At 74.1% G+C, this 26,678-nt stretch carries 10 protein-coding genes and 2 rRNA genes (1 of these 12 cut by a window edge); 10 read left to right on the top strand and 2 right to left on the bottom strand.

The genetic code is table 11. The features are described 5' to 3' along the window. From ANAE109_RS17335 to ANAE109_RS17320, 4 genes are all read left to right on the top strand, one after another. Positions 1-2,332 (top strand): 23S ribosomal RNA (locus ANAE109_RS17335) (it extends 643 nt beyond the left edge of the window). Between the two features lie 149 nt (positions 2,333-2,481). Then, positions 2,482-2,598, top strand: a 5S ribosomal RNA gene (gene rrf / locus ANAE109_RS17330). A gap of 148 nt (positions 2,599-2,746) precedes the next feature. After that, complete coding sequence (gene mtnP, locus ANAE109_RS17325; RefSeq protein ID WP_012098185.1) at positions 2,747-3,625, top strand: S-methyl-5'-thioadenosine phosphorylase; 879 nt, start codon at positions 2,747-2,749, stop codon at positions 3,623-3,625. Positions 3,626-3,753: 128 nt separating this feature from the next. Next, the gene (locus tag ANAE109_RS17320; protein ID WP_012098184.1) at positions 3,754-5,709 is read left to right on the top strand and encodes an ABC-F family ATP-binding cassette domain-containing protein; all 1,956 of its coding nucleotides are present in this window, start codon (positions 3,754-3,756) and stop codon (positions 5,707-5,709) included. A 262-nt stretch (positions 5,710-5,971) separates the two neighbouring features. On the opposite strand, the gene ANAE109_RS17315 is transcribed toward ANAE109_RS17320, so the two are convergent. Both ANAE109_RS17315 and ANAE109_RS26015 read right to left on the bottom strand, forming a co-directional pair. Further along, the gene (locus tag ANAE109_RS17315) at positions 5,972-7,675 is read right to left on the bottom strand and encodes a CotH kinase family protein (protein WP_041449365.1); all 1,704 of its coding nucleotides are present in this window, start codon (positions 7,673-7,675) and stop codon (positions 5,972-5,974) included. A 79-nt stretch (positions 7,676-7,754) separates the two neighbouring features. After that, the gene (locus ANAE109_RS26015) at positions 7,755-9,104 is read right to left on the bottom strand and encodes a metallophosphoesterase (protein ID WP_012098182.1); all 1,350 of its coding nucleotides are present in this window, start codon (positions 9,102-9,104) and stop codon (positions 7,755-7,757) included. A gap of 214 nt (positions 9,105-9,318) precedes the next feature. Here ANAE109_RS26015 and ANAE109_RS17305 point away from each other — a divergent pair, with 214 nt between their 5' ends. From ANAE109_RS17305 to ANAE109_RS17280, 6 genes are all read left to right on the top strand, one after another. Next, positions 9,319-10,500 (top strand): porin, encoded by a 1,182-nt coding sequence (locus tag ANAE109_RS17305; protein WP_049768626.1) that lies wholly within the window; start codon positions 9,319-9,321, stop codon positions 10,498-10,500. A gap of 7 nt (positions 10,501-10,507) precedes the next feature. Continuing rightward, complete coding sequence (locus ANAE109_RS17300) at positions 10,508-11,194, top strand: VTC domain-containing protein (protein ID WP_012098180.1); 687 nt, start codon at positions 10,508-10,510, stop codon at positions 11,192-11,194. Positions 11,195-11,198: 4 nt separating this feature from the next. Beyond that, positions 11,199-12,893 carry a dTMP kinase gene (locus ANAE109_RS17295; protein WP_012098179.1) on the top strand — a complete coding sequence of 565 codons (1,695 nt, stop codon included), beginning with the start codon at positions 11,199-11,201 and terminating at the stop codon, positions 12,891-12,893. Next, complete coding sequence (locus ANAE109_RS17290; protein WP_012098178.1) at positions 12,881-13,411, top strand: DUF4956 domain-containing protein; 531 nt, start codon at positions 12,881-12,883, stop codon at positions 13,409-13,411. The genes ANAE109_RS17295 and ANAE109_RS17290 overlap by 13 nt, the downstream gene beginning before the upstream one ends. Continuing rightward, complete coding sequence (locus ANAE109_RS17285; RefSeq protein WP_012098177.1) at positions 13,411-14,085, top strand: hypothetical protein; 675 nt, start codon at positions 13,411-13,413, stop codon at positions 14,083-14,085. The genes ANAE109_RS17290 and ANAE109_RS17285 overlap by 1 nt, the downstream gene beginning before the upstream one ends. A gap of 265 nt (positions 14,086-14,350) precedes the next feature. Continuing rightward, entirely contained in the window at positions 14,351-26,638 is a 12,288-nt protein-coding gene (locus ANAE109_RS17280; RefSeq protein ID WP_012098176.1) for a tetratricopeptide repeat protein, read from the top strand. Positions 26,639-26,678 lie beyond the last annotated feature (40 nt).

Below are 26,678 nucleotides of genomic sequence, written 5' to 3'. Positions count from 1 at the left end.
AATCGGCGACTTAATGGTTGTGGCGAGCTTAAGGCGGTAGCCGGAGGCGGAGCGAAAGCGAGTCCGAAACGGGCGCCAGTCGCAATCATTATAACCCGAAGCCAGGTGATCTACTCATGGCCAGGTTGAAGCGCGGGTAAAACCGCGTGGAGGACCGAACTCATGGAGGTTGAAAACTTCTGGGATGAGCTGTGAGTAGGGGTGAAAGGCCAATCAAACTTGGTGATAGCTGGTTCTCCCCGAAAGATATTTAGGTATCGGCTCGGGAAATTCAGTTCAGGAGGTAGAGCACTGGAACGGCTAGGGGTCCTACCAGATTACCAAACCGTACCAAACTCCGAATGCCTGAAACTGTTATCCCGGGACGCAGTCGGTGGGTGATAACATTCATCGGCGAGAGGGGAATAACCCAGATCGTCGGCTAAGGTCCCCAAGTCCATGCTAAGTGATCACAAAAAGGATGTGGTAGCGCTTTGACAATCAGGAGGTTGGCTTAGAAGCAGCCATCCTTTAAAGATAGCGTAATAGCTCACTGATCAAGCGAGACTGCGCCGAAAATGTATCGGGTCTCAAGCATGGCACCGAAGCCACGGGATCCCGCAAGGGATCGGTAGGGGAGCGTAGAACCGGCAGCGAAGCCAGACCGCAAGGACTGGTGGAGTCTGTTCTAGAGCTGATGCCGATATGAGTAGCGACAAAACGAGTGAGAAACTCGTTCGCCGTAAGCCCAAGGTTTCCTGGGGAAGGTTAATCCGCCCAGGGTTAGTCGGGCCCTAAGCCGAGGCCGAAAGGCGTAGGTGATGGACAACAGGTTAATATTCCTGTACCGCCCCGTTGGCGTTGAAGCGAGGGGGGACGGAGAAGGGTAGCGCAGCCGGGTGACGGTCGTCCCGGTTCAAGCCCGTAGGCGGGCCTCATACGATGAAAAGGTGAGGCCATTACGCCGAGAGGTGATGACGTGGCCGTAAGGCCTGAAGTGCGTGATCCCATGCTTCCTAGAAAATCCCCGCGTGGAGCTGACGAGGCGCCCGTACCGCAAACCGACACAGGTGGGCGAGGAGAAAATCCTAAGGCGCTTGAGAGAACTCTGGTCAAGGAACTCTGCAATCTACCCCCGTAACTTCGGAAGAAGGGGGGCCCGGCTATGTGTAGGGACTTGCTCCCGAAGCGCAGCTGGGTCGCAGATAAATGGCGGTAGCGACTGTTTAACAAAAACACAGGACTCTGCAAACACGCGAGTGGATGTATAGGGTCTGACGCCTGCCCGGTGCCGGAAGGTTAAGGTGATTCGTCAGGCCGCAAGGCCAAAGCGATGAACCGAAGCCCCGGTAAACGGCGGCCGTAACTATAACGGTCCTAAGGTAGCGAAATTCCTTGTCGGGTAAGTTCCGACCTGCACGAAAGGCGTAACGACTTCCGCGCTGTCTCGACCAGGGACTCAGCGAAATTGAAATAGCTGTGCCGATGCAGTTTACCCGCGGCAAGACGGAAAGACCCCATGAACCTTTACTACAACTTGCCACTGACACTAGGAATTGCTTGTGTAGGATAGGTGGGAGCCTGTGAACCCCGGGCGCTAGCTTGGGGGGAGGCAACGGTGAAATACCACCCTGGCGATTTCTGGTGTCTAACCTGGGCCCCTGAACGGGGTCGGGAACAATGGCTGGTGGGTAGTTTGACTGGGGCGGTCGCCTCCCAAAAGGTAACGGAGGCGCGCGAAGGTTCCCTCAGCCTGATTGGAAACCAGGCGTCGAGTGCAATGGCATAAGGGAGCTTGACTGCGAGACCGACGGGTCGAGCAGGTGCGAAAGCAGGTCATAGTGATCCGGTGGTTCTGTATGGAAGGGCCATCGCTCAACGGATAAAAGGTACTCTGGGGATAACAGGCTTATCGCGTCCAAGAGTTCACATCGACGACGCGGTTTGGCACCTCGATGTCGGCTCATCGCATCCTGGGGCTGGAGCAGGTCCCAAGGGTTTGGCTGTTCGCCAATTAAAGCGGTACGCGAGCTGGGTTCAAAACGTCGTGAGACAGTTTGGTCCCTATCTGCCGTGGGCGTAGGAGAAGTGAGAGGATCTGTCCTTAGTACGAGAGGACCGGGATGGACGCACCGCTGGTGTACCAGTTGTCCCGCCAGGGGCATCGCTGGGTAGCTATGTGCGGAACGGATAACCGCTGAAAGCATCTAAGCGGGAAGCCAACCTCGAGACGACTTCTCCCGGGCGCAAGCCCCTGAAGCCCCCTCGAAGACGACGAGGTTGATAGGCCGGAGGTGTACGCGCCGTGAGGCGCTCAGCTGACCGGTACTAATCGGGCGTGCGGCTTGGTCTCCCTCTTCTCAGGTCGTAGGCGACCGGAGACGAGGTCGAGATCGAGGCATCGAATGACGTTCGGGCCACGCGAGGCCCGCTGGAAGACTCTTCTTACCTTCGTATTCAGCCTTCGAGAGGCCCTGAGCCCCTCGAGCTCTTTTCAAGCTTTGCGGTGGCTATGTCGGTGGGGTCACACCCGTTCCCATCCCGAACACGGTAGTTAAGCCCACCAGAGCCGATGGTACTGCACCGGAAGCGGTGTGGGAGAGTAGGTCGCTGCCGCATCTTTCTTGGCCCGCTGGCGCAATCCGCGCCGGCGGGCTTTTTCTTTTCTGCCGCGCGAGCGCGGGCCGCGGAATGGCGGCCCGGATCGGCGGTTCTGCGGGGCTGGGCGGCGCGTTCCGGGTAGACTTCGCCCCCTGGGAGGTCAGCAATGGCTGCGGTCAAGGTCGGGGTGATCGGAGGGACGGGGCTCGGCGAGGCGCTCGGCGCGCTGGGCGGAGGCGAGGCGCGCGAGATCGAGACGCCCTTCGGCAGCCCCTCCGGTCCCATCACGCTCACCGAGGTCGGCGGCGTCCCGGTCGCGCTCCTCTCCCGGCACGGCGAGGGGCACATGCGGAACCCGTCGCAGGTGCCCTACCGCGCCAACATCTGGGCGCTCAAGTCGCTGGGCGTGACTCACGTGCTGGCGAGCGGGGCGTGCGGCAGCCTCCGCGAGGAGGTGGCGCCGAAGCACCTCGTCATCCCCGACCAGGTCATCGACCGGACCCACCGCAGGGCGGGCACGTTCTTCGACGACCTCGCTGTCCACGTCGAGCTCGGCGCGCCCTTCTGCAACACCCTCCGCAACGTCCTCGTGAAGGCCGGGACCGGGTTCCCCGCCCGCATCCACCAGGGCGGCACGTACGTCTGCATGGAGGGCCCGCAGTTCTCCACGCGCGCCGAGAGCGAGCTCCACCGCAGCTGGGGCGCCTCGCTCATCGGCATGACGGTGATGCCCGAGGCGAAGCTCGCCCGCGAGGCCGAGCTCTGCTACGCGGTCGTGGCGCTCCCCACCGACTACGACTGCTGGAAGCCGCACCCGGCGACGCTCGATCAGGCGAAGCTCATCGAGGAGATCCTCGGCAACGTGAAGGTCGCCACGCAGAACGCGCTCGAGCTCATCCGGCGCGCCATCCCCCAGGTCGCCGCGATCGAGAAGCCGTGCGCGTGCCAGTCCGCGCTCGCGCTCGCCATCTGGTCCGACCGCTCGCGCATCCCGGCGGACGTCCGCCAGAAGCTGGCGCCGATCCTCGGCAAGTACGTTCCGTAGGCGGGTCGGCTCGGGCTCCAGGCTCCAGGAGAAGCTCGCGCGCCCGCCCGCCTCGCGTAGTAGCGCCCGCAGCCCGCAGCCCGCAGCCCGCAGCCCGAAAAGCCCGTAGCTTGAAAGCCCGATAGCCCGTGACGCTCCTCCACGCCGCCTCGCTCCGGCTGGCCTTCGGCAGCCGCACGGTCTTCGACGGGCTCACCCTCACCATCGAGGAGGGCGAGCGGGTCGGGCTCGTGGGCGTGAACGGCTCCGGAAAGTCCTCGCTCATGCGCATGCTCGCGCGCGCGGCGGAGCCGGACGCCGGCGAGCTGCAGCTCCGGCGCGGCGCGCTCGTCACCTACCTGCCGCAGGAGCCGGAGTTCCCGGCGGACGCCACCGTCGCCTCCGAGCTGGAGGTGGCGCGGGCGCCGCTCCGGGCGGCGATCGACGCGCACGCGGCGCTCTCCGCGCGGCTCGCCGGCGAGCAGGACCCCGCCGCGCACGATCGGCTGCTGCACGATCTCGCGCGCCTCGGGGACCGCATCGAGCAGCTGGGGGGCTGGGACACCGCCCACGAGGCGCGCCGGCTGCTGGAGCGGCTCGGCGTGAGGGAGTGGGACCGCCCGGTCTCCGAGCTGTCGGGTGGCACCCGGAAGCGCGTCGCCCTGGCGCGGGCGCTGCTCACGCACCCCGACCTCCTCCTCCTCGACGAGCCGACGAACCACCTGGACGCGGACACCGTGGACTGGCTGGAGGAGGAGCTCGATCGCCTCCGGGGCGCGCTCCTCCTCGTCACCCACGACCGCTACTTCCTCGACGACCTCGTGGATCGCATCGTCGAGATCACGCCGGGCGCGGGCGTGACGAGCTACCCAGGCAACTACCAGGCGTACCTCGAGCAGAAGCTCGCGGCCGAGGAGCAGGGCGCGCTCGCGGAGCACAAGCGCGAGCGCTGGATCGCGCAGGAGGTCGCCTGGCTGCGCCGCGGCGTCGAGGCGCGCCGCACCAAGTCCAAGGCCCGCATCGAGCGTGCCCGGCGGCTCATGGCGGAGCGCGGCGCGGCGCGCCCGCGGGTGCCGGAGCTGCAGCTCGCCGCCACGCCGCGGCTCTCGCAGACGGTCCTCGAGGGGCACGGGCTCGTGAAGCGCTTCGGCGCGCGGACCGTGCTCGACGGGGTGAGCCTCACGGTCCAGCGCGGCGAGCGGATCGGGATCGTCGGTCCGAACGGCGCTGGCAAGACCACCTTCCTGCGGGTGCTGCTCGGCGAGCTCGCGCCGGAGGCGGGGCGCGTCGTCGTCGGGGCGCGCACGCGGGTCGCCTATCACGACCAGGGGCGCGAGGCGCTCGATCCCGATCAGACCGTCTACGAGGCCGCGGGCGGGAGCAGGGACGGCACGCGCGGAGAGGACTTCGTCGAGCTGTCCGGCCGGCGCGTGGCGCTCCGCGACTACCTCGACGACCTCCTCTTCCCGCCGTCCGTCCAGCGCATGCAGGTGAAGGCGCTCTCGGGCGGCGAGCGGAACCGGCTGCTCCTCGCGCGCGCCTTCCTCGCCGGCGCGAACGTGCTGGTCCTCGACGAGCCGACCAACGACCTCGACCTCGTCACCCTCAACGTCCTCGAGCGGTTGCTGCTCGGGTTCGACGGCGCGGTCCTCCTCGTCACCCACGACCGCTACTTCCTCGACAAGGTCGCCACCGCGATCCTCGCCTTCGAGGGAGAGGGGAGGGCGGTGCGCTACGAGGGGAACTACGAGACGTACCGCACGCTGAAGGAGCAGGCCGAGGCGGCCGCGAGGGCCGAGGCCGGGCCGGCCAGGGCCGAGGCGCGGCCCGCCGCCCCGGAGGCGCGCGCCGCCGCGCCGGACCGGGGCCGCAGGCCGGGGAGGCTGTCGTTCAAGGAGCAGCGCGAGCTCGAGGGGATGGAGGCGGCGATCCTCGCGGCCGAGGAGCGCAAGGCCGCGCTCGAGGCCGCGCTCTCGGACCCGGCGACCTACCAGAAGGACGGCGCCGCGGTGGGCGCGATGCGCGAGGCGCTGGAGCAGGCGGCGGCGGAGGTGGAGCGGCTGTACGCGCGCTGGCAGGAGCTCGAGGCACTCCGCGGCGCATGATGCCGGGCCGGCGCCCTTCGACTTCGACGCGCTCGGCGCGCCACGCTCAGGGTGAGCGGACGGCGTCCTCGCTCCTCGCGCCTGCGTCCCTCGACTCCAGCCCGCTGCGCGGGCTTACGCTCGGGACGAGCGGGACGTGGGGAGCGCCCCGGCGCGCGTCGCTGCGGTAGCCCGCCTCGGGTCCGTTCAATCCCGAGCGTAGCTCGCGCGCTCGCGCGCGAGCGGAGTCGAGGGACGGTCTCCTGCGCCTCGTGATCCGGACCTAGCGCCAGCCCCAGCTCTCGGCGCCGTCGGGCACCCGCGCGTACGTCTTCCCGCCGAGGGGTGCGTAGAACGTGACGTCGAGGGGCAGCTGCGTGCCGGCGTCGAAGACGCCCACCTCGCCGCCGTCCGCGCCGGGCGTGAACGGCAGGGTGACCTTGCCGCGCGCGGGCACCACGGTGCCGGCCGGCAGCGGCGTCTGGAGCCGGTCGCGCAGGTTCGAGGTGAGGGTCAGCCCGCCCAGATCGCGGGGAGCGTCCTCGCGGTTGTAGAGCTCGACGAACCCCGGGCCGACGGCGTTCACCACGAGCCCGCCCTCGCCCCGCCGGCGCTCGCGCGGGATCTCGGCGCGGAGAAACTCCGCCCGGCGCCGGACGTACTCCTGCAGGAAGCGCACGGAGGCGGCGGCGAGGTCCTGCCTCACCCACGGATCGCGCTGCAGCGGCTGGGCGATGAGCGCGTGGAGCGCCTCGACGCGCGGGTACGCCTCCGCGGGCGAGAAGGCGCCGTCGAGCATCTCCTCGACCTCGTCGAGCACCCGCGCGCGGAGCGCGGGCGCGTCCCACAGCCGCTGGAACAGCACCACGAACGGCGGGTGGGCGGTCACGCCGTAGCGCTCCGACTTGTCGGCGGCGACGCCCAGCGTGGCGGGATCGTACAGCGTGTAGGTCGGGATCGCGTCGTGCCAGTTCGGCGTCCCCGTCGGCGACAGGCCGCGCCAGTAGACGAGCCGCGCGTTGTTCAGATCCCAGGGCACGAAGGACCACTTGCCGGTCGCGGCGTCGTGGACGAGGTAGCTGCCCGAGTCGTCGATCCCGGACCAGCTGATGAGGATCGCCACCGCGTACATGCGGACGAGCCGGGGTACGTCGAAGCGTGTCTCGAGCCAGGCCGGGAACTCGTGCTCCGGCGTGCGGTTCAGCTCGCGCAGGAACGTCCACAGGTCGTCCCACGGGGCGGCCTCGTTGGTCTCCTTCTCCCACTGCCCCTGGTAGGAGGCGGGCGGGGAGAGCTTCATCTCGCAGTCGCGGAGCCCGCAGCGGTAGGTGGTGGAGTCCGCGTGGAAGCCTTGATCGCGGAGGAAGTGCTTGTCGTCGGGCTCCTGCACCTCGACGTACACGCCCTGGTGCTCGCCGTTCACGTCGAGGGTGACGAAGCGCCACCGCGGAGAGCGCACGCCCGCGCCGCGCATGAGGCCGTACGCGAACGGATCGGACAGGTAGCCGCCGTCGAGGTACTCGGCGAGGTAGTTGCGCGTCCGCGCCGCCCACGAGCCGGCGCCCGGAGCGCCGAGGTGGGTCTCCCCGCCCGTGGGGTGGCGCGTCTTCCAGCTGTGCTTCGGGTGCTCGCGCGCCCCGTCGCCGCGCTGCCGCAGCTCCACGTCGTACCAGGTGCCGCCGAGGTACAGCCGCCCCGGCGCGTACACCTTGCTCCAGAGCTGGTAGACGATCTCCGCCGTCGAGGGCGGGAACGTGATCTCGAGCGGCTCGACCTCCTGCTGGAGCTCCGGCCAGGTCACCCGCTGGGGAGGGAGATCCGGTGGAGGGGGCGGGGTGGCCGGCGGGCAGTCGGTGCACGCGGGCGGAGGATCTCCCGGGGGTGGATCTCCAGGCGGCGGGTCCACGTCGGGGAGGGCGGGCGCGTCGGGGTTGCAGGCGGCGAGGACGACGGCGAGGCACGCCGCGACGTGGAGGCGGGAGCTCATCGTCAGCGAGCGCTGCAACGTGCGCGCCCAGAGACGGCGGACCTCCCGGCGGGTGCACCGCGGTCTGCTGGCCGGGTGGTCAGCGCGGGCGGCGGGCGCGGCGGCGGAGCGCGCCGCTCGCGGCGAGCACGGCGAGCGCGGCGAACCCGCCCGAGGCCCCGCCGCTCGCGCAGCCGCCGCCGGCGGAGGCCCCTGGCGCGGAGGCGCTGCCGCCGTCGTCGCGCGTCCCGCCTCCGCCCCCCGCGGGCACCGGCGGGACGTCCTTCACGAGCGTGAACTCGTCGTGAACGATCCCGTCGTACCGGACGGACTCGACGTGCATCGAGCCGCCTTCGACGGTCACGACGACGTGCTGCCCCACCTTCTCGCGATACGCCGTGAACGGCGCCTCGGGCTTCGCGAAGTCGTAGAGCCAGTCGCCTCCACCGCCGGTGGTCACGTAGACCGGGGCGCCCGGGAGATCGTACGCGCCGTCGCCGGTCTTCACCGGCTGGCCGTCTCGCGCCGGCCAGGTGCGCTCGTACAGGTGGTTGTGCCCCTGGAAGACCAGGTCGACGCCGAGCTCCTGGAACAGCGGCGCGAGGGCGCTCGCGACCTCCGGGAACGAGCCGTACTTGCCGGTCGCGAGCACCGGGCGGTGGAGCAGCGCGATCTTCCAGGGTGCGCGAGACGCCTCGAGGTCCGCGCGCAGCCAGGCGACCATCGACTCGGGCGTGCAACCGGCGACGGCGGCGTCCATCGGAGAGAGGCAGTTCGAGTCCAGCGCCACGACGTGCACGTCCCCCCAGTCGAAGGCGTAGTAGCGCTCGCCGTCGGGGCCTTCGGGCAGCTCGAACGCGTCGAGGTAGGGCTGCGCGTACGCCATGCGGTACTCGTGATCGCCCGGCACCGGCCAGAACGTCGTGGCCGCGAGGAGCGCCGCCATCGGGCGGAACACCGCCGGATCCCAGTCCTCCGCCTTCCCGTCCGGATAGGCGTTGTCCCCCACCGTGAGCAGCGCGGACACCCCGCGCTCGAGCAGGCCGCGCGTGTTGCCCGCCTGGATCGGACCCATGGTGCCGAAGTCGCCGATGACGCCGAGCACCGTCCGCTGGCCCGCCGAGGTCCGCGGCTCGCCGGGCGTGCGCACGGTGCCGGTGGCGTGGACCGCGCCGTCGATCTCGACGCGATAAGGGACCACGCTCGCCGCCGGGAGGCCGTGCAGCGCGATCACGTGCTGCGCCGTCCCGGCGCTCTCGCCGGCCGCCGTGCCTCCGTCCGAGAGCTCCGCGACCACGCGCACGGACGCGGGAGCGTCCGTCCGCACCACGACGACCGTCGCGTGCGGCTCCGTCCGCTGCAGGAACGGGCCGCGCGTGATCGTCGCGGCGTCCGCGAAGGCGGGGAGCGCCACGGTGAGCGCGAGGATCGGGCGGGCGAGCAGGGGCAAGCTGGTCTCCTCGGCGCGAGAAGAGAGCCGGGACGGGGGTGCGAAAGCCCGAGAACACCACGCCGACCCCTTTCCATCCCCGCGGCGACCCGCCGTGCGCGCCACGTTCGGCAGATGGGAAATGCTTTTCCCTCTCGAGGAACGCCTTGCCATCGCCGGGCTGCACGCCTGCGCGTCGAGCGGCGGGCACCCCCGTTGCACTGAGGGAACCTCCGTGAAACCGTATCGTCGCTCGTTCGCCACGCTGACGGTCGTCGCCGCGGCGCTCGGAGTCCCCCTCGGCGCCTCGTCCGACGACCATGGGCCCGCGACCGAGCAGGCGAGCGTCCCTTCGGTCGCCAGCCCGGCGGGTTTCGGCGGCCAGCGCGTTCCCACTCCCGACCCCGAGGTCGTGCCCGCGAGCACGGCCTCGGCCGCGCGCGTCGCAGCCCCGCCGCCGAGGGTGGCGGAGCCCTCCCCGGCCCAGCCCGTCCCCGCCGCCCCTGCGAGCCGCACGCGCATCTCGCTGCCGCTCGAGATCGAGGTGCACGGGCGCCTCTACATGGGCGTCGCCGCCGACGAGCGCGACGACTGGACGCGCCGGCTCGACATGGACTCGGCGCGCATCGGGATCGAGGCGCGGCTGCCCGGGGTGCTCACCGTGCTCGAGGCGGACCTCGCGGAGCGCACGCCCATCACGGACGCGTTCGCGCGCCTGGATGGGCCGCTCGCCACGCGCTTCCAGGCCGGTCGCTTCAAGGCGCCGTTCTCGGCGCGGCAGCTCGAGTCCTCCTGGAAGCTGCCGCTCGTCGATCGCGGCCTGGTGAACGACTACCTGGTGAAGGACAACGACCTCGGCGGACGGCGGCTCGGGGCCACCGCCGGCGTGCGCCCCGGGAACGGCCGCTTCGAGGCCTACGCCGGCATCTTCGTGGGAGACCGGACGGCGTTCGGCGGCGAGAACCGGGCGCAGGATCTCTCCGCGAGCGTCTCGGTGCGGCCGTGGATGCCCCTCGAGCTCGGCGCGACCGCGTATCGCGCGGGATCGAGCGATCCCCTCGTCGCCGTCCACCAGGCGGCGAGCCTGTACGCGCGCCTCGTGGCGGGCGCGCTCGACGCGAGCCTGGAGGGGTTCGCGGGGAAGGTCGCCGCCGGCGACGTCACCGCGGGGACCGCCCTGGCCGGCTGGACCTTCGAGCTCGGCGAGACGCGCCACCTGCAGGTGACCCCCGTCGCGGGCGGGGAGGTGCTCGAGGTGCGCGGGACGACCCGCGGGGTCGGACACTCCGCCATCGCCGGGGCGGTGCTCTCGTGGACGAAGGGACTCAAGGTGAAGCTTCAGGGAGAGCGGGCGCGCCGCCCGGGCGACGACGTCTCGCAGAACGCGCTGGCGCTCCAGATCGCGACGAGGTTCTGAGGACTCGATGATCACGCACCTGTTCGCGGAGACCGGCATCACGAACCTGCGCCGGGAGGTGAAGCTCCTCCTGGAGCCCGACGAGGCGGACTCGGTCGGGGACGTGCTCGCGCGCTGCGGGCCCGCTCTCGAGAGCCGGGTCGTCGCCGTGTACTTCGACTCCTCCGGAGGGGCGCTCGCGCACCGGGCGGCGTCCTCGCCCGGCGACTGCGTGAAGGTGCGGGCCAAGGCGTACTCCCCGGACCGCAACGAGGAGCCGGGACGGGTGGTCCTCGAGGTGAAGCGCGAGCGCGCCGGGATCACGAGCAAGGAGCGGATCTGGCTCGCGCCTGGCGAGGTGCGCGACGTGGTGGGCCGCTCGCTCTCGGCGGCCTTCGGCACGCTCGCCCCGGTGGTCGCGACTTCGTACCGGCGCCGCGTCTACCAGACGTCGCCGGGCTGGCGGGTGACCATCGACGACGGGCTCTCGTTCCACCAGGCGGGGTGGTCGCTGTTCGCCGACGACGCCCCGGCGTGGCACGGCGGGCTGGGCGCCGCGTTAGGGGCCGAGCCGCGCGTCGTGGTCGAGCTGAAGTTCGGTCCGGAGGGATTGCCGCGCTGGCTCGCCCATCTCGGCCGGAGTCGCGGCACCTCCTACTCGAAGTTCGCGGCGGCGAGCGGGCTCTACGCCCGAGGCCGTTCCACGGGGGCCTGACAGCGTGTTCGTCTCGTTCGAAGGGATCGACGGGAGCGGCAAGACGAGCCTCTCGAACCAGGTCTGCGAGCGGTTGCGGGCGGCGGGCCACTCCGTCCTGCACGCGCGCGAGAAGGGGATCCTGGGGTCGGCCGTGGCACGCCGCGTGCGCGAGCTGACCCGGGACGCGCGCCTGCTCGAGATGTCCCCGCGCACCGAGCTCTTCCTGAACCTCGCCCGCGAGACGCAGCAGCTCGACGAGATCGTCCGGCCCGCGCTCGCCGGCGGGGGGATCGTCGTCGCCGACCGGAGCCTCCACTCGCTCGTCGCCCTCGCGGCGGCGGGGCGGGGCCTGCCGCGCGAGGAGGTCGAGGCGGCGGTGCGCGTGGGCGCGGCCGGGACCTGGCCCGATCTCGTCGTCCTCGTCGACGTGGACCCGGATCTCGCCCGGCTGCGCAAGCGGGTCGGCAAGATCCTCGAGGGGCGCGACCGTGACGAGGAGTCGCGCAAGGGCCTCGCCGGCGCCGGCCTGCAGGTCCGCGTCCGGCGGCACCTCCGCGCCGAGGCCGAGCGGGATCCCTCGCGCTGGATCGTGACCTCGAACGAGGGGCGGCCGCTCGCGGAGCTCGCCGAGGAGGTCGCCGAGGCGATCCTCGCGCGCGTGGCGGCGCGGGACTCCCTCCGTCCGCCCCGCTCCCGCCGCGCCGGCGGGAGCCCGGGCGAGGCGGAGGCCGCGCCCGAGCGGATCGCGGCCCGCTTCCGCGCCGCCATCGGCGCGCTCGCGGAGGACGAGCCGCACCTCGCCGCGTTCCTCCTGTCCGGCATCCCCGGCGCGCCCGAGCACGCGCTGCGCGCGGGGCTCGCGCCCCGCTCTCCCCGCCTCGTGGCGCGGAGCCTCGACGGCCTGGGCGATCCGGCGGCGTTCGCGCTGCGCCGCGCCCTCGCGCCCGAGGTCCCGGAGGACGTCCTCCGCGGCCTCGGCGACGATCCCTCTCCCGAGGCGATGGCGCTCCGCGAGCTCCTGTTCGACGAGGCGCCCGAGGCGGCGCTCGCGGGCCTGTCCCTGAACGGGTCGTCCGAGGCGTGGGAGCTGCGCGCGCGCGGCCTGGAACGCGGGGCGCTGGCGGCGGTGCTGGAGGGGCTCGCCGGGCTCGACGAGGCGGAAGGCTGGGCGCTGCGCGAGGAGGGGATGCGTCGCGAGCTGCACCGCGCCGTCGCGCGGAGCCTCGCGGGCGTCTCGGGCGGCCGCGCCGACGCGCTGCGCGTCGCGCTCGCCGATCGAGATCGGCTGGCCGCGCTGCGGTCCACACAGGACGTGGACGGCGAGGTGGCCCGCGAGCTGCGCGAGCGGCTGTTCGATCGCGCCGCGAAGCGGGTGCTGCGCTCGCTCTCCGGCCTCGACGCCCCGTACGCCTGGGGGCTGCGCGAGCGGGCGCTCCCGTCCACGAAGGAGGCGCTCGACTCGGTGGACGGGATGGATCACCCGCGCGCCTGGGCGCTGCGCGAGGTGGGGGTGCAGCTCTGGCCCGCGACCGCGGTGTCCTCGCTGCGCCACCTGGCGCCGACGGAGCGCGGCCGCGCCCTCGTGTCACGCGCCCTGCGCGCCGCCCCGGGGAGCCTCCCGGTCCTGCGCAACGCTCACGCGGCGTTCGCGCGCGCCGCGCTCGCCGCCGAGGCGGCGCCGGCCGCGCGCGTCGAGGAGGCCGCATGTTCGATCTGACCCGGCTCGCCGCCGAGGGCGGCGTGGACGTGGCCGCGCTGCGCGTGAGCGAGCTCGCGCCGCGCTTCGCCGCGGCCCTCGTCATCGGCGCGGTGCTCGCGGTACGCCCGTGGCGCTGGCTCATGGGCCGCTCCACGCCGCGGCCGGAGATGGTCCAGGCGCAGATCCTGCTCTGCGTCGCCGCCACGATCATCACCATCGTCATCGGCGACAGCCTCGCGAAGGCGTTCGGCCTCGTCGGGCTGGGGAGCTTCGTCCGGTTCCGCTCCGGCCTCAAGGACCCCCGCGACGCCGCCGTGCTGTTCCTCGTCATCGGGCTCGGCATGGCCTGCGGGCACGGGAGCCTCCCGCTCGCCTTCACCGGCGCCGCGTTCGCGTCGCTCCTGCTCGCCGGCCTCGACCTGTTCAAGGTGCCGGACGCCCCGGCCAACCCCGAACCCGACGCGCGGTACCCCGAGGCGAGGCCGGTGGAGATCCGCCCCGCCGCGCCGCCGCCGGCCTCGAAGGAGATCGCCTGATGCCCCGCCGAAAGCTGCTGTCCGTCGCCGCCGCGCTGGCGCTCACCGCCTGCGGTGGAGAGTCCATCCCCTCCGGAGCCCAGCCGCCCGGCGGAGAGAGCACCCTCGCGCCGCTCGGCACGGGCGCCACGTGGCGCTACGAGATCGACGACCCGCTCCGCGGAAAGTTCGAGAAGGTCGTACGGGTGGTCGGTCCGAGGGCGATCCCCGACTCGACGGCCACCGCCATCCTCGTCGTGGACACGGAGCCGACGCAGGAGGAGCGCGCCTGGCTCCTGGAGAAGGACGGGTTCGTGCTGCGCGCCCGGGAGGAGGACTGGAAGACCGGCCAGACCACGCCCGCACGCATCACCACCTGGTCCCCCGCCGCCCCGAAGACGCTCTCCGCCGCCGCGCCGGTGGGCTACACCTACACGGCGACCGTCACCGAGAGCGAGTGGAGCGCCTCCGACGGGATCACCGGCGTCAAGGACCAGGTGTACCGCTTCACCGTGCTGGCCAAGGACGTGCCCGTCACCGTCCAGGGGCGCACGTACACCTGCCTCCAGGTGAAGCGGGAGCGCGTGGACAAGGTGGGCGACGACCGCATCTACTGGCTCGCGCCCGACGTCGGCAAGGTGCGTGAGGAGGGCGAGCGGACCGAGCAGCTGGTCGAGTACATCCCGGCCCCCTGATCGCGGCTCTCTGCGGTCAGCCGCCGCTGCACCTCGAACCCGTTCGGGGTGCACGGCGGCCCGCGCGGCGGCGAGCGGGAGCGACGCGCGGCGTCCGCGCCCGGGCGCGAGCGACATCGGCCGATTTCGGCTGCGCTGATGTAGGCAACCTCCCGTAAGGGCTGGGAAATCTCGCAGTCGTAACGTTGACCCCCCCGGGGAGCGAGACCTATACTTCCGGGCCGTCGGCGCTTTTTCTGGCCCCCTCTCGCCGAGCGTACCCACCTTGAGCGCACCCTCCCTGGACGAGCAGATCCGGTCACACCTCGAGACCCTGGAGGCGGCGCCGGGGGACCCCGGGGCGTTCGAGGCGCTCGAGGCGCTCTACGAGCAGGCCGCACGCTGGGAGGACCTCGTCGCCCTGTACGAGGGGCGCGCCCGCCTCGTGCCCCAGCCGGGCGCGCCGCTCCTCGCGAAGGCGGCCACGCTCGCGCGGACGAAGCTGCGGAACGTCGCGCGAGCGGAGGAGCTCTACCGGCAGCTCCTGCACGCGCAGCCCGCGGAGCCGGGCGCGCTCGCGGCGCTCGGGCAGCTCCTCTCGGAGCGCCAGGACTGGGCGGGGCTCGCGACGGTGCTCGAGCGCGCCGCCGCGGCGGCGGAGCCGGCCGACGCGGCGCGGCTCACGCTGCGCCTCGGCGTGCTGCAGGAGGAGAGGCTCGGACGGCGCGATCGCGCCGCGATCCTGTACGCGCGCGCGTGCCGGCTGGATCCCGCCCTCGGTGAGGCCCGCGATCGCGGGGTCGCCGCCTTCGCCGCGCTCCGGCACTTCGCCCAGGCGAAGCGGCTCCTCGACGAAGCCCGGGACGCCGGGGCGGAGGGCGGGCAGCTCGCGGCGGAGTACGCCCGCCTCGCCGCGCGGCTCGCCGACGAGCCGCTGGAACACGGGCTCGCGACCGACGCCGTCATCGAGGCGATCACGCTCGACCGGGCCGCGCCGGGCGCGGCCGCCACCCGCGACCGGCTGCGGGCGTTCCCGCGCGCGTGGCGGGACGAGGTCCGCGCGCTGGAGGCCCGCGTGCCGCAGGCGCGCGACCGTCGTGAGGCCGCGACCCTCCAGCTGCGGCTCGCCCAGCTCCACCTCGCCTACGACCCCGAGGGCACCCCGCGCGCGCTCGAGCGGATCGACCGCGCCTGGGCGTTCCTCCCCGGCGATCCCGCCGCGCTCGATCTCCTCGCTCGCATCCATGGGGAGAAGGGCGACCACCGCGGGTACTCGGACGCGCTCGCGCGGCTCGCCGCGCAGACCCGCGACCGCGCGGCCCTGGTCGCGCTGCACCTCGAGATGGCGCGCGTCGACGTGGTCCGGTTCAGCGACGCCGACAGCGCGCTCGCGGCGCTCGGCAAGGCGCTGGCGCTCGATCCCGCCTGCGAGCCCGCCGCGCTCCAGGCGTTCGAGCACCACGCCGACGCGGGCCGGTTCGAGGAGGCGCTCGCGACGCTCGAGCGGCACCTGGCGGCGGCGCAGCCCAAGGCGGCGCACGCGCCGCTGCGGGTGCGCGCCGCGCAGCTCGCGCGCGAGCGGCTCGGCGATCCCGCGCGCGCCCGGCGCCACCTCGAGGCGGCGCTGCGCGCCGATCCGGGCCACGCGCCGGCGGCGGCGGCGCTCGCCCCCCTGCTCGAGGAGGCGGAAGAGTGGAGCGCGCTCGCGCAGGTGCTCGAGGCGTCGGCCGGGCTGGAGCGCGATCGCGCAGAGCGGATCCGGATCCTGGAGCGGCTCGCGGAGGTGCAGCAGGAGCAGCTGGGCCGGCCGAAGGAGGCGCTGCGCACCCTCTCGCGCGCGCTGGCGCTCGAACCGTCGCGGGCCGCGACGCGCAAGGCGATGGAGGGCGCGGCCGCACGGGCCGACGCCTTCCTCGATCTCGTGCGCGCCTACCGCGCCGCGGCGACCGCGGTCCAGGACGACCTGCGGGCGAAGAAGACCTTGCTCCGCCGGGTGGCGGAGATCCTCGATCGCGACCTGGGGAAGCCGGACGAGGCCGTGGGCGCCTGGCGCGCCCTCGCGGAGCTCGATCCCGAGGACCGCGGCGCCACCGCGGCGCTCGAGGCCTGCATGGCGCGGGCGGGGCAGCAGGTCGAGCTGGCGAGCGAGCTGGAGCAGCGGCGCGACGCCGCGGAGGGCGACGAGCGCCGCGCGCTCTCGGCGCGCCTCGGACGGCTGTGGGTGGACGCCGGCCAGCCGGAGCGTGCCGCCGCCGCCTGGCGCGACACCCTGGCGGTGGAGGAGGACGACGAGGGGCTCTGGGGGCTGAACGGGGCGCTCGAGGCCATCCCGGGAGCCCGCGCCGCCGAGGAGCGCGCCGGCGTCCTCGCGCGCCTCGCCACGCGCAGGGGCGGCGCGGAGCGGGCCGCGGTGGAGATCGCCCGCGCCGAGCTGCTCGCCGATCCGCTCGCGCGCCACGGGGAGGCGGCGGAGCTCGCCCTCTCGGTGCTGCAGGCAGGGGGCGTCGGGCCCGCGCAGCAGGGCGACGCCATCGCGCTGCTCGAGCGGCTCCTCGCGCGCGCGGTCGAGCCGCTGCGCATCTCGCAGGCGCTCGCGCGCGCGTACGCCGCCCTCGGGGACGCCGCGCGGCACGCCGGCTCGCTCGAGCGGCTCGCCCGCGAGCTGCCCGCGGACGCCGACCCGCACGAGCGAGCGCGCCACCTGCTCGATGCCTCCACGCTCCGGGCGGATCGGCTCGGGGACGCGCGCGGCGCGCTGTCCGCGGCGCTCGCCGCCGTGCGCGCGTGCCCGCAGCACGCCGAGGCCCGCCGCCGCGCCGAGATCCTCGCCGCAGGCGTCGGGGCCGAGCGCGAGCTCTTCGAGGTCCTCGTCGAGGCCGCGGGCAAGCTCGCCGCCCGCCCGGAGGACGAGCTCCCGCTGCGGCTCCGCGCGGCCTCGATCGCCGAGGAGGATCTGGGCGCGTTCGAGGACGCCGCGCGCGAGCTGCGACGCGCCCTCGAGCTCGCGCCCGACGACGCGGCCGCGCTCGCGGCGCTCACCCGCGTCACCCTCGCCGCCGAGCGGTGGGTGGACGCGGCGGCGCTCCTCGCCGACCGCGCCGCCCGGGCCGACGGCGCCGAGCGGGCGGCGCTGCTGGCGCAGCGCGCAGCGGTGCTGCACGACGGCCTGCGCGACGCGGCGGCCGCGGCGGCGGCTCTGCGCGAGGCCCTCGCGGCGGCGCCCGGCGACGGCCGCGCGCGGCTCCTCGCCCGGCTCGCCGTGGCGCTGGGCGACGCGGGCGACGTCCAGGGGCGGGCGGAGGCGCTCGCGGAGCTCTCCCGCGCCGCCGCCGACCCGGCGGAGGCCGCCCGCGCCGCGCTGGAGAGCGCGCGCATCCAGGACGAGCTGGGCGACGCGCCCGCGGCGGCGGAGCGGCTCGCCGCGGCGCTCGCCGCCAGGCCGGACGACCCGGCCACGCTCGCCGCGGTGGAGGCCCACCTCGACGGGACGAACCCCGCGGCGGTGGCGACCGCCGCGCGGGCCCTCGCGCGCCACCCCGACCCGCGCCGGCGCGCCCGCGCCCACGAGGCCGAGGCGCGCGCCGCCGCCGATCCGGGCGCGCGCGCCGCGGCGTGGCGGGCGGCCGCGCGCGTCCACGATCAGGAGCTGCATCAGGCCTCGCTCGCGTTCCTCGCCATGGCGGAGGCCGTCCGCGCCGCGCCGGCCGACGCGGCGCACCGCGCCGAGCTCCGTCGCCTCGCCGCGGAGGCGCAGGAGGCGGAGGCGTGCGCGCGGGTGTACGACGCCCTCGCGGACGCCGCCCCGCCGGAGCTGCGCGCCGCGATCCTGCGTGAGCGCGCCGAGCTCGCCGACCGTCGCAAGGATCCCGACGCCGCCGCCGAGGCGTGGGGCCGGCTGCTCTCGGCCTGCCCCTCCGACCGCGAGGCGCTCTCCGCGCTGCGCCGGCTGCACCGCGGGCGCGAGCGCTGGGGCGAGCTCTCCGACGTCTGCGCCGAGATCGCCCGCCGCGCGGGGGATCCTGCGGCGCGGGAGGACGCGCTGCGCGAGGAGGCGGCGGTCGCGGAGGGCAAGCTCGGCGATCCCGCTCGCGCCGCCGCCGCCTGGACGCAGGTGGCCGCCATCGCCGCGGAGGACGCCGAGGCCGCCGCCGCCCTCGAGCGGCTGCACGAGCGGCTGGACCGGCCCGCCGAGCTGGCCGCCGCCCTCGAGCGGAGGCTCGCCCGCGGCTTCGACCCCGAGGCCGCCGCGCGGCTCGCGGAGCTGCGCCGCACCCGGCTCGACGATCCGGCCGGCGCGCTCGAGCTGCACTCCGAGCTGCTCCGCCGCGATCCCGCGCGCACCGCCTCGCGCGACGCGATCGTGGGGCTCGCGGCCACGGCCGGCGAGGTGGGCCGCGACGCGCTCGACCTCGCCGACGCGGCCCTGACCGCGGCCGGCGAGCACGCCCTGCGCGTCGCCGCGCGGGAGGAGCGCCTCCGCGCGGTGCAGGCGCCGGCGGAGCGAGCCGCGCTGCTCGGGGAGATCCGAGAGCTGATGGAGCGGGAGCTCGGCGAGCCCGCGATGGCCTTCGTCGCCGCGTGCCGCGCCTTCGGGGAGGGCGGCGAGGTCCGCGGCACGGTGGAGGCCGAGCTCGAGCGGCTCGCCCGCGCCACCGGGAACGAGGACGCGCTCTGCGAGCTGTGGGAGGAGGCCGCCCACGAGGCGGGGCCCGAGGAGGCGCTCTCCCTCCGGCGTCGCGCGGCGCGCCTGCGCACCGAGGGCGGTGGGGGACCGGCGGCGATCGCGGCGTGGCGCGCGGTGGTCGAGGCGGCCCCCGACGACGCCGAGGCGCTCGAGGCCCTCGAGGCCCTGTTCGCGGCGGCGCGCTCCGCGTCGGAGCTGCTCGCGCTCGCCCGCCACCGGGCGGCGCTGGCCGAAGGCGGCGAGCGCGCCGAGCACCTGCTGCACGCGGCGCGCGTCGCCGAGGAGCTCGGCGATCCGGACACCGCGCGCGAGGCGTACCTCGCCGCCCGTGACGAGGCGCCCGGCGACGTGGCCGTGCTGGAGGGGCTCGAGCGCCTGCTGCCGCGCGGCGGGCCCGAGTGGCTCGAGGTCGTGGGGGCGCTCGCCGACGCGACCGCGGGCGACCCCGCGCGCCGGGGCGCGCTGCTGCTGAAGCGCGCCGCCGCGCTCGAGGCCGCCGAGGACGCCCACCCCGCCATCGAGGCCTACGCCGACGTGCTCGCCGAGCTGCCCCGCGACCCGGGGGCGGTGGCCGGGCTGGAGCGGCTCCTCGCGCGGCCCGACGCCCGCGGCGCCGCCGCGCGCGTGCTCGAGGACGTGCTCCGCGCCGCCGGCGACACGCGCCGGCTCGCCGCCCTGCTCGAGGTGCGGCTCGAGACCGCCGACGACGCCGAGCGGGCGCCGCTCCTCGCCGAGATCGCGGCCCTGCAGGAGCGGCTCGGCGACCGCGGCCGCGCCTTCGGCGCCAAGCTGCGGGAGCTGCAGGGCGCGCTGCAGCGCGGCACCGACGCGCCGGGCGCGCGCGCCGAGCTCGAGCGCCTCGCGGCGGCGACCGGGGCCTGGGAGGAGCTCGCGGGCGCGTTCGAGGACGCGCTCGCCGTCCCCGGCCTGGCCCCGCAGATCGCGCTCGAGCTCAAGCGGCGGCTCGCGGTGATCACCGCGGACCGGCTCGGCCGGCCCGAGGGGGCGGCGCGCTGGTACGAGGAGATCGCGGACGTGGCGCCGAGCGCCGAGGTGCTGGGCGCGCTCGCGCGTGTTTACCGGAAGGTCGGGGCGCACCGCGAGCTCGCGCGCGCCCTCGAACGGCTCGCCGACGTCGCGCCGGCGGCCGCGGCGCGCAAGGAACTCCTGCTCGAGGTGGCGAAGATCATGGCTGAGCAGCTCTCCGACCGGGACGGCGCCATCGCCGCCTACCGGAAGATCCTGTCCGTCGATCCCGAGGATCCCAACGCGCTGCGGCTGCTGGGCAAGATGCTCGGCGCCGCCGAGCGGTGGGACGACCTCGCGAACGTGCTCTCCCGCGAGGTCGCGGTCGCCGACCGGCAGCCGAACCTCGTCGTGGAGGCCGCCGAGCTCCGCTACCGCCTCGGGCGCATCCGCCACCAGCGGCTCTCCGACGCGGAGGGCGCGCTGGCCTGCTACCGCGCGGTGCTCGAGAAGGTGCCGCGCCACCCCGCCGCGCTCGCCGCGCTGGAGGACCTCGCCCGCGCGAGCGGCCCGGCGGCCATCGAGGCGGCCACGCTGCTCGAGCCGATCTTCGCGACGGGCGGGGAGCACGGGAAGGTGATCGAGGTCCTCGAGGCGCGCGCCGCGCACGAGACCGAGCCCGCCGCGCGGGCCGCCCTGCTGCGCCGGATCGCGGGCGTGTACGGCGGGGCGCTGCGGAACGCGGAGATGGCGTTCCTCGCCGCGAGCCGGGCGCTCGCCGCCGATCCCGACGCGCCGGAGTCGCTCGAGCTCGCCGCCCGCTTCGCCGAGGCGTCCGGGCTCGGCGACGAGCTCGCGGCGCTCTTCGCCGAGCACGCGGACCGGGCGCACGCGCCCGCCGCCCGCGCCGAGTACCAGCGGCGCATCGCGCGCCTCGCGCTGGGCGATCCCCGCCGCGCCGCGGAGGCGTGGCAGCGGCTGCTCGATCTCGCCCCGGACGACCGGGAGGCGATCGCAGGCCTCGCCGCGGCCCTGCGCGACGGCGCCGAGCCGGAGGCGCTCGCGCAGGCGCTGCGGCGCGCGCTGTCGGTGGAGGAGTCGCCCGAGGCGCGCGCCGCGCTGCACGCCGAGCTCGCCGTCCTCCAGGACGAGCGGCTCGGCGACGTGACCGGCGCGATCCAGAGCCTGCGCGAGGTCCTGGAGCTCGCGCCCCACGACCGGGACGCGCTCGCGCGGCTCGACCGGCTCTGCGTCCGGACGGAGCGCTGGGTGGATCTCGCGGACGTGCTCGCCCGCGAGATCGCGGCCGCGGCGGCGGCCGGCGACGAGGCCGCGCTCGTGCCGCTCCGCCAGCGGCTCGCGGAGCTCAGCGAGACGCGCCTGCTCGATCGCGAGGGCGCCGTCTCGCTCTACGAGGAGGTGCTCGCCGCGCGCCCGGACCACCCCGAGGCCATCGCGCGGCTCGAGGCGATCCTCCAGAAGGACCCGGGCAACGCGCGCGCCGCGGCGATCCTGGAGGACGCCTACGCCCGCGGCGGCGACGTCTCGAAGCAGGCGGCCGTGCTGGAGGTGCGCGCCGCCGAGCGGCCCGATCCGCTCGAGCGCAAGGCCCTCTACGTCCAGCTCGCCGAGCTCCGGGAGGCGCAGCTCGGCGACCCGCAGCTCGCGTTCCTCGCGCTCTGCAAGGCGTTCCGCGAGGATCCCGCCGACCCGGCCCTCCGCGCCCGGATGGAGACGCTCGCCGAGGCGAGCGGGCACGAGGAGGAGCTCGCCGCCATCTACGAGGACGAGCTCGATCGGCTCCCGCCGATGGAGACCGCGAAGGTCGCGCTCTGCCTGGGCGCGCTCTACGAGGAGAAGCTCGGCGAGCCCGCCCGCGCGGCCACCTTCCTCCGCAAGGCGATGGCGCTCGACGAGGGCGCGGCGCCGCAGGCGCTGCCCGCGCTCGAGCGGCTCTTCCAGCGGCTCGAGCAGTGGGAGGAGCTCGCGGACGTCCTCGGCCAGCGCGCCCACCGCGCGCAGGGCCCCGACAAGGTCCAGACGCTGTTCCGGCTCGGGCAGCTCTGCGAGGAGCGGCTCGCCGCGCCGGACCGCGCAGCGGAGGCGTACGAGGCCGCGGCCGCCGCCGACCCGCGCCACGTGCCCTCGCTGCGTGCGCTCGAGGCGCTGTACGAGGGCGCCGGCCGGCACGAGGACCTGTTCCGCAACCTCGCCGCCCAGCGGGTGGCCCCCGGCGACGCGGCCGCGCGCGAGCGCGTCCTCGCGAAGATGGCGGCGCTCGCCGCGGAGCTCGGCCGGCTCGACGAGGCGGTCGCGCTCTGGAAGGAGCTGCTCGCCGCGCGCCCGCGCCACGAGGGCGCCCTCGCCGCGCTCGAGGACCTCTACGAGCGGCTGGAGCGCTGGCAGGATCTCGCCCAGCTCCTGCGCCTGCGCGTGCAGGCGACCGTGGACCGCCGCGAGATCGCGCGCCTGAACGACAAGCTCGGCGCGATCCTCGGGACCCGGCTCGGCGACATGGGCCAGGCGGTCCAGTCGTACAAGGCGGTCCTCGACTCCGATCCGAAGAACCGCCGCGCGCTCGAGTCGCTCCGCGACATCTACGCGGCGCAGGGGGAGGCGGAGGCGCTCGCCGGCGTGTACCGCCGCCTCGTGCCGCTGCAGGAGGACGCGGCGGGCGTGAAGCGCGTCCGGATCGAGCTCGCCGAGGTGCTGCTGCGCGCCGGGAACAAGCGCGAGGCGGTGGAGCAGGCGAAGCTCGGGTTCGACATCGAGCCGCACGCGGCGGACGAGCTGGTGCGGCTGGAGGAGGTGTTCCGGTCGGCGGGCGCGGCGGCGGACGGCGTGCGCGCGGCGGAGGCCCGGGCGGCGCTGCTCGCCGCGCAGGGCGGTCCCGCCGAGGCCGTGCCGGCCTGGCTCGCGGTGGCCGAGCTGTGGAGGCAGCAGCGGAAGCCCGACGCCGCCGCGGCGGCGCTCGACAAGGTGCTCGAGCTCGACCCGGCGAACCGGAGCGCCTACGACGAGCTGCGCGCCGTCCACGAGGCGGCCGGCAACTGGCGGGCGTACGCGCGCGTGTGCGACCTCTTCGCGCCATACGTGGTCGATCCCGCCGAGAAGATCGCGCTCCTCAAGGAGGTCGCCGCGGTCCACGAGAAGCGGCTCGGGCAGAAGGAGATGGCCTTCCTCTCCTGGTGCCGCGCCCTCGCGGACGCGCCCGGGGACGCCGAGGCGCTCGGGGCCGCGACGCGGCTCGCCGACGAGACCGAGGCGCAGGAGGAGCTCGCCGCGGTGCTGGAGCAGGTCTCCGAGGACGCGCGCGGGACGGCGCGCGCGCGGCTGCTGCTCCGGCTCGGCAAGGTGCGCGACGAGCGGCTCGACGACCTGGAGGGCGCCGAGGCCGCCTTCCGGCGGGCGCTCGAGGCGGACCCGGCGAGCCCCGAGGCGCTCGAGGCGCTCACCGAGCTCTTCAAGCGGCGCGGCCGCGTCCGCGACCTCGTCATCACCCTCGAGCAGAAGCTCGAGGCGGCGGCGGGCCTGGACGAGAAGAAGGCGACGCTGCTCGAGGTCGCGAAGATCTACGACGGCGAGCTCTCCGACGTGGACGAGGCGGTGGGCGCGCTCCGCCGCGTGCTCGAGCTCGACGGCGCCGACGGCACGGCGCTCGAGGCGCTCTCGGCGCTCTACCGCCGCGAGCAGCGCTGGGCGGATCTCGCCGGCGTGCTCTCCCGCGCGCGCGACCTCGCCGCCGGCGACGCCGAGCGCATCGGGTTCCAGCTGCAGATCGCCTCGCTCTACGAGAACGAGATCGGCGACGAGGAGGCGGCGGTCGAGGCGTACCGCACCGTGCTCGGCCTGGACGACCGCAACGTCGAGGCGCTCGCCGGGCTCGAGCGGCTCTACACCAAGCTGGACCGCTTCGCCGAGCTGAACCGCGTGTACGAGCGGCAGATCGCGCTCGCCGCCGATCCCCGCGAGAAGGTGCGGATCCTCGCGAAGAGCGCCGGGATCCACGAGGAGAAGCTGCACGACCCGCGCGCGGCCATCGAGAAGGAGGAGGCCATCCTCCGCGTGGACGGCGCCAACCTCACCGCGGTGAAGGCGCTCGAGCGGCTCTACCGCGACGAGGGGCTCTGGGATCGGCTCATCAGCGTGATGCAGCACCACCTCTCGCTCGTGACCGACCGGCGCGAGCAGGTCGCCCTCGAGGTCGGCATCGGCGAGGTGTGGTGGAAGGAGATGTCCCGGGTCGACCGGGCGGAGGCGATCTTCAACCACGCCCTGCAGCTCGAGCCGGACTCGCGCGAGGCGGTCTCCGCCCTCGGCCGGCTGTACGAGCGCAGCGGCAACTGGAACCTCGCCCTCGACATGCTGCGCCGCGAGGCGCGCATCGCCGGCGGCGCCCGGGACGCGGTGGACATCCACGTCCGCATCGGCGCGATCCACGAGGACATGCTCATGGATCCCGCGGGCGCGAAGGAGGCGTACGCGCGGGCGCTGCAGCTCGACGCGGGGTGCCTGCCGGCGATCCGGGCGCTGAAGGGGATCGCCGAGCGCGAGCGCGATCGCGACCGGTACCTGGAGATGCTCGTCGAGGAGGCGCGCTACACCGCCGACGCCGCGGAGAAGACCCGCCTCTACACCGCGGCGGGCCGCGTCTACCACGAGGAGCGCGACGACCGCGATCAGGCGGCGCGCTACTACGAGGAGGCGCTGAAGCGCACCCCCGGCCACCCCGACGCGGCCCGGCCGCTCGCGGACATCTACGTCGCGCTCTCGCGCTGGCCCGACGCCGAGCGCGTCCTCGACGCGGTGGTCGAGGCGCTGGCGCTCGAGGGCGACCCGAAGGAGCTCTGCCGCCAGTCCTACCGGCAGGGCTACGTCGCCGAGAAGCTCGGGAAGCGCGACAAGGCGCTCGGGTGCTACCGGCGGGCCTACGAGCTCGACGCCACGTACCTGCCCGCGCTGGAGGGGCTCGGCAACCTGCTCGTCGCCGAGCAGCAGTGGGAGGAGGCGCTCCGGATCTTCACCACCGTGATCGTCCACCACCGCGACTCCCTCACGGACCTCGAGGTGGTGGAGACGCACTGGCAGATCGGCGAGATCGCCGCGAAGCTCGGCCAGGCCGAGCGCGCCGCCAACGCGTTCCGGAAGGCCCTCGAGATCGACGCGAACCACGAGTCGTCGCGACGCAGCCTCGTCGCCACGCTGGAGGCGCTGGGCGACGTCGAGGGAGCGGTCGAGCAGCGGCAGCGGCTGCTGCCCCTCCTCGACGCCCCCGCGAAGCTCGCGAACCTCGTCGCCATCGGCGAGGCCTGCCGCGACAAGCTCAAGGACCCGTACCAGGCGATCGACGCCTTCCTGGCCGCCTCCAAGCTCGACCCGACGTCGCTCCAGGTGACGGAGGCGCTGCTCGGCCTCTACCGCGAGACGCGCCAGGGGCAGAAGGCCGCCGACGTGCTCGCGCAGATCCTGGCGCGCCCGGAGGTGCAGGCCGATCCCGTGCGGGCGGCGAAGCTGCACACCACCCTCGCCGACGTGCTGCAGGACGAGGTGAAGGACGAGACGGCGGCGGTGGCGGAGCTCGAGAAGGCGCTCGACCGCAACCCGCGCCTCGTCCAGGCGTTCGCGAAGATCGAGGAGATCCTCACCAAGGGCAAGCGCTGGACGGATCTCGAGCAGGCCTACGTGCGGATGATCCAGCGGCTCCCCAAGACGCCGGACGTCGCGCAGGCGCGCGTCGCGCTGTGGCGCACGCTCGGCGATCTCTACCGCGACGTGCTCCGCAACGAGGACGGCGCGCGCACCGCCTACGGGGTGGTCGCGCGCACGGACCCGGAGGACGCCGCCGCGGCGGAGGCCTACGCGGACCTCGCCGCGCGCAAGCCGGGGGAGGAGGCCGGGGCGATCGCGGCGTACCGGCAGCTCGTGAAGCTCGCGGCGAAGCCGCAGAAGGCGGCGTCGGCCCTCGTGACGCTCCACGCCGCGCGCAAGCAGTACGACCTCGCCTACTCGGCGGCGCAGGTCCGGGTCCACCTGCTCGGCGGCGCGAGCGACGACGAGGCGCAGGTGGTCGGGCGGCTGCGCAAGTTCGCCCGCGATCACGCGAGCCGGCCGCTCGACGACGCGCTCTGGGCGCTGCTGCTCCACGAGCGCGTGAAGGGGCCCCTCGCGGACATCCTGACGCTCCTGGCCCTCCACGCGCGCGGCATGTTCGTCCAGCGCGAGAAGGACCTCGGCCTCACTCCCAAGAAGGACGAGCTCGACGTGCGCGGCTCGATGCTCTTCTTCGCGAACATGTTCAAGTACGTCGAGCGCACGCTCGGCCTGGAGGGGCGCCTGCGGCTCTTCCGCAAGGACGACGTGCCGCAGCGCCTGCAGCTCGTTCCGACGGAGCCGCCCGGGCTCGTCGCCTCGGAGGACATGTTCCGCGAGCGCCCGAAGAAGGAGCTGTGGTTCGCCATCGCCAAGGCCATGGCGTTCGCGCGCCCGGAGCTCCTGCTCGCGCGGCTCATGCCGCACGACCAGCTCGACCTCGTGTTCCAGGCGGCGTGCTCGGTGGGGACCTCCCGCTTCGTGGTCACCGCGGATCCGCACCTCGTCGAGAAGCTGAAGCGCGAGATCGAGCGCACGCTGCCCGAGAACGTCCGCAAGAACACCCTCAAGCTGCTGACGCGGAGCTACTGCGACGTGCAGCACCCCGGCGACGTGCGGGCCTACCTGGACGGCGCGGAGCTGACCTCGAACCGGGTCGCGGCGCTCCTCGCCTGCGACCTCGACGTCGTGCGCCGGGCGGTGGTCGGGGAGAAGCCACAGGTTTCCAAGCTGAGGGACGAGACGCGCCTGCGCGATCTGGCGGGGTTCTGCGTCTCCGAGGAGTACGCCACCCTGCGGGAGAAGCTCGGGCTGTCGTGCGTGGTGCCCGCGTGAGCGCTCCTTCCTTCCTTGACGCTTCACGTCGCCCAAACTT

This window comes from Anaeromyxobacter sp. Fw109-5 (assembly GCF_000017505.1).
Taxonomy (GTDB): Bacteria; Myxococcota; Myxococcia; order Myxococcales; family Anaeromyxobacteraceae; genus Anaeromyxobacter.
The sequence above is the reverse complement of the archived record's forward strand: the minus strand, read 5'-3'. Positions and strand labels throughout refer to the sequence as shown.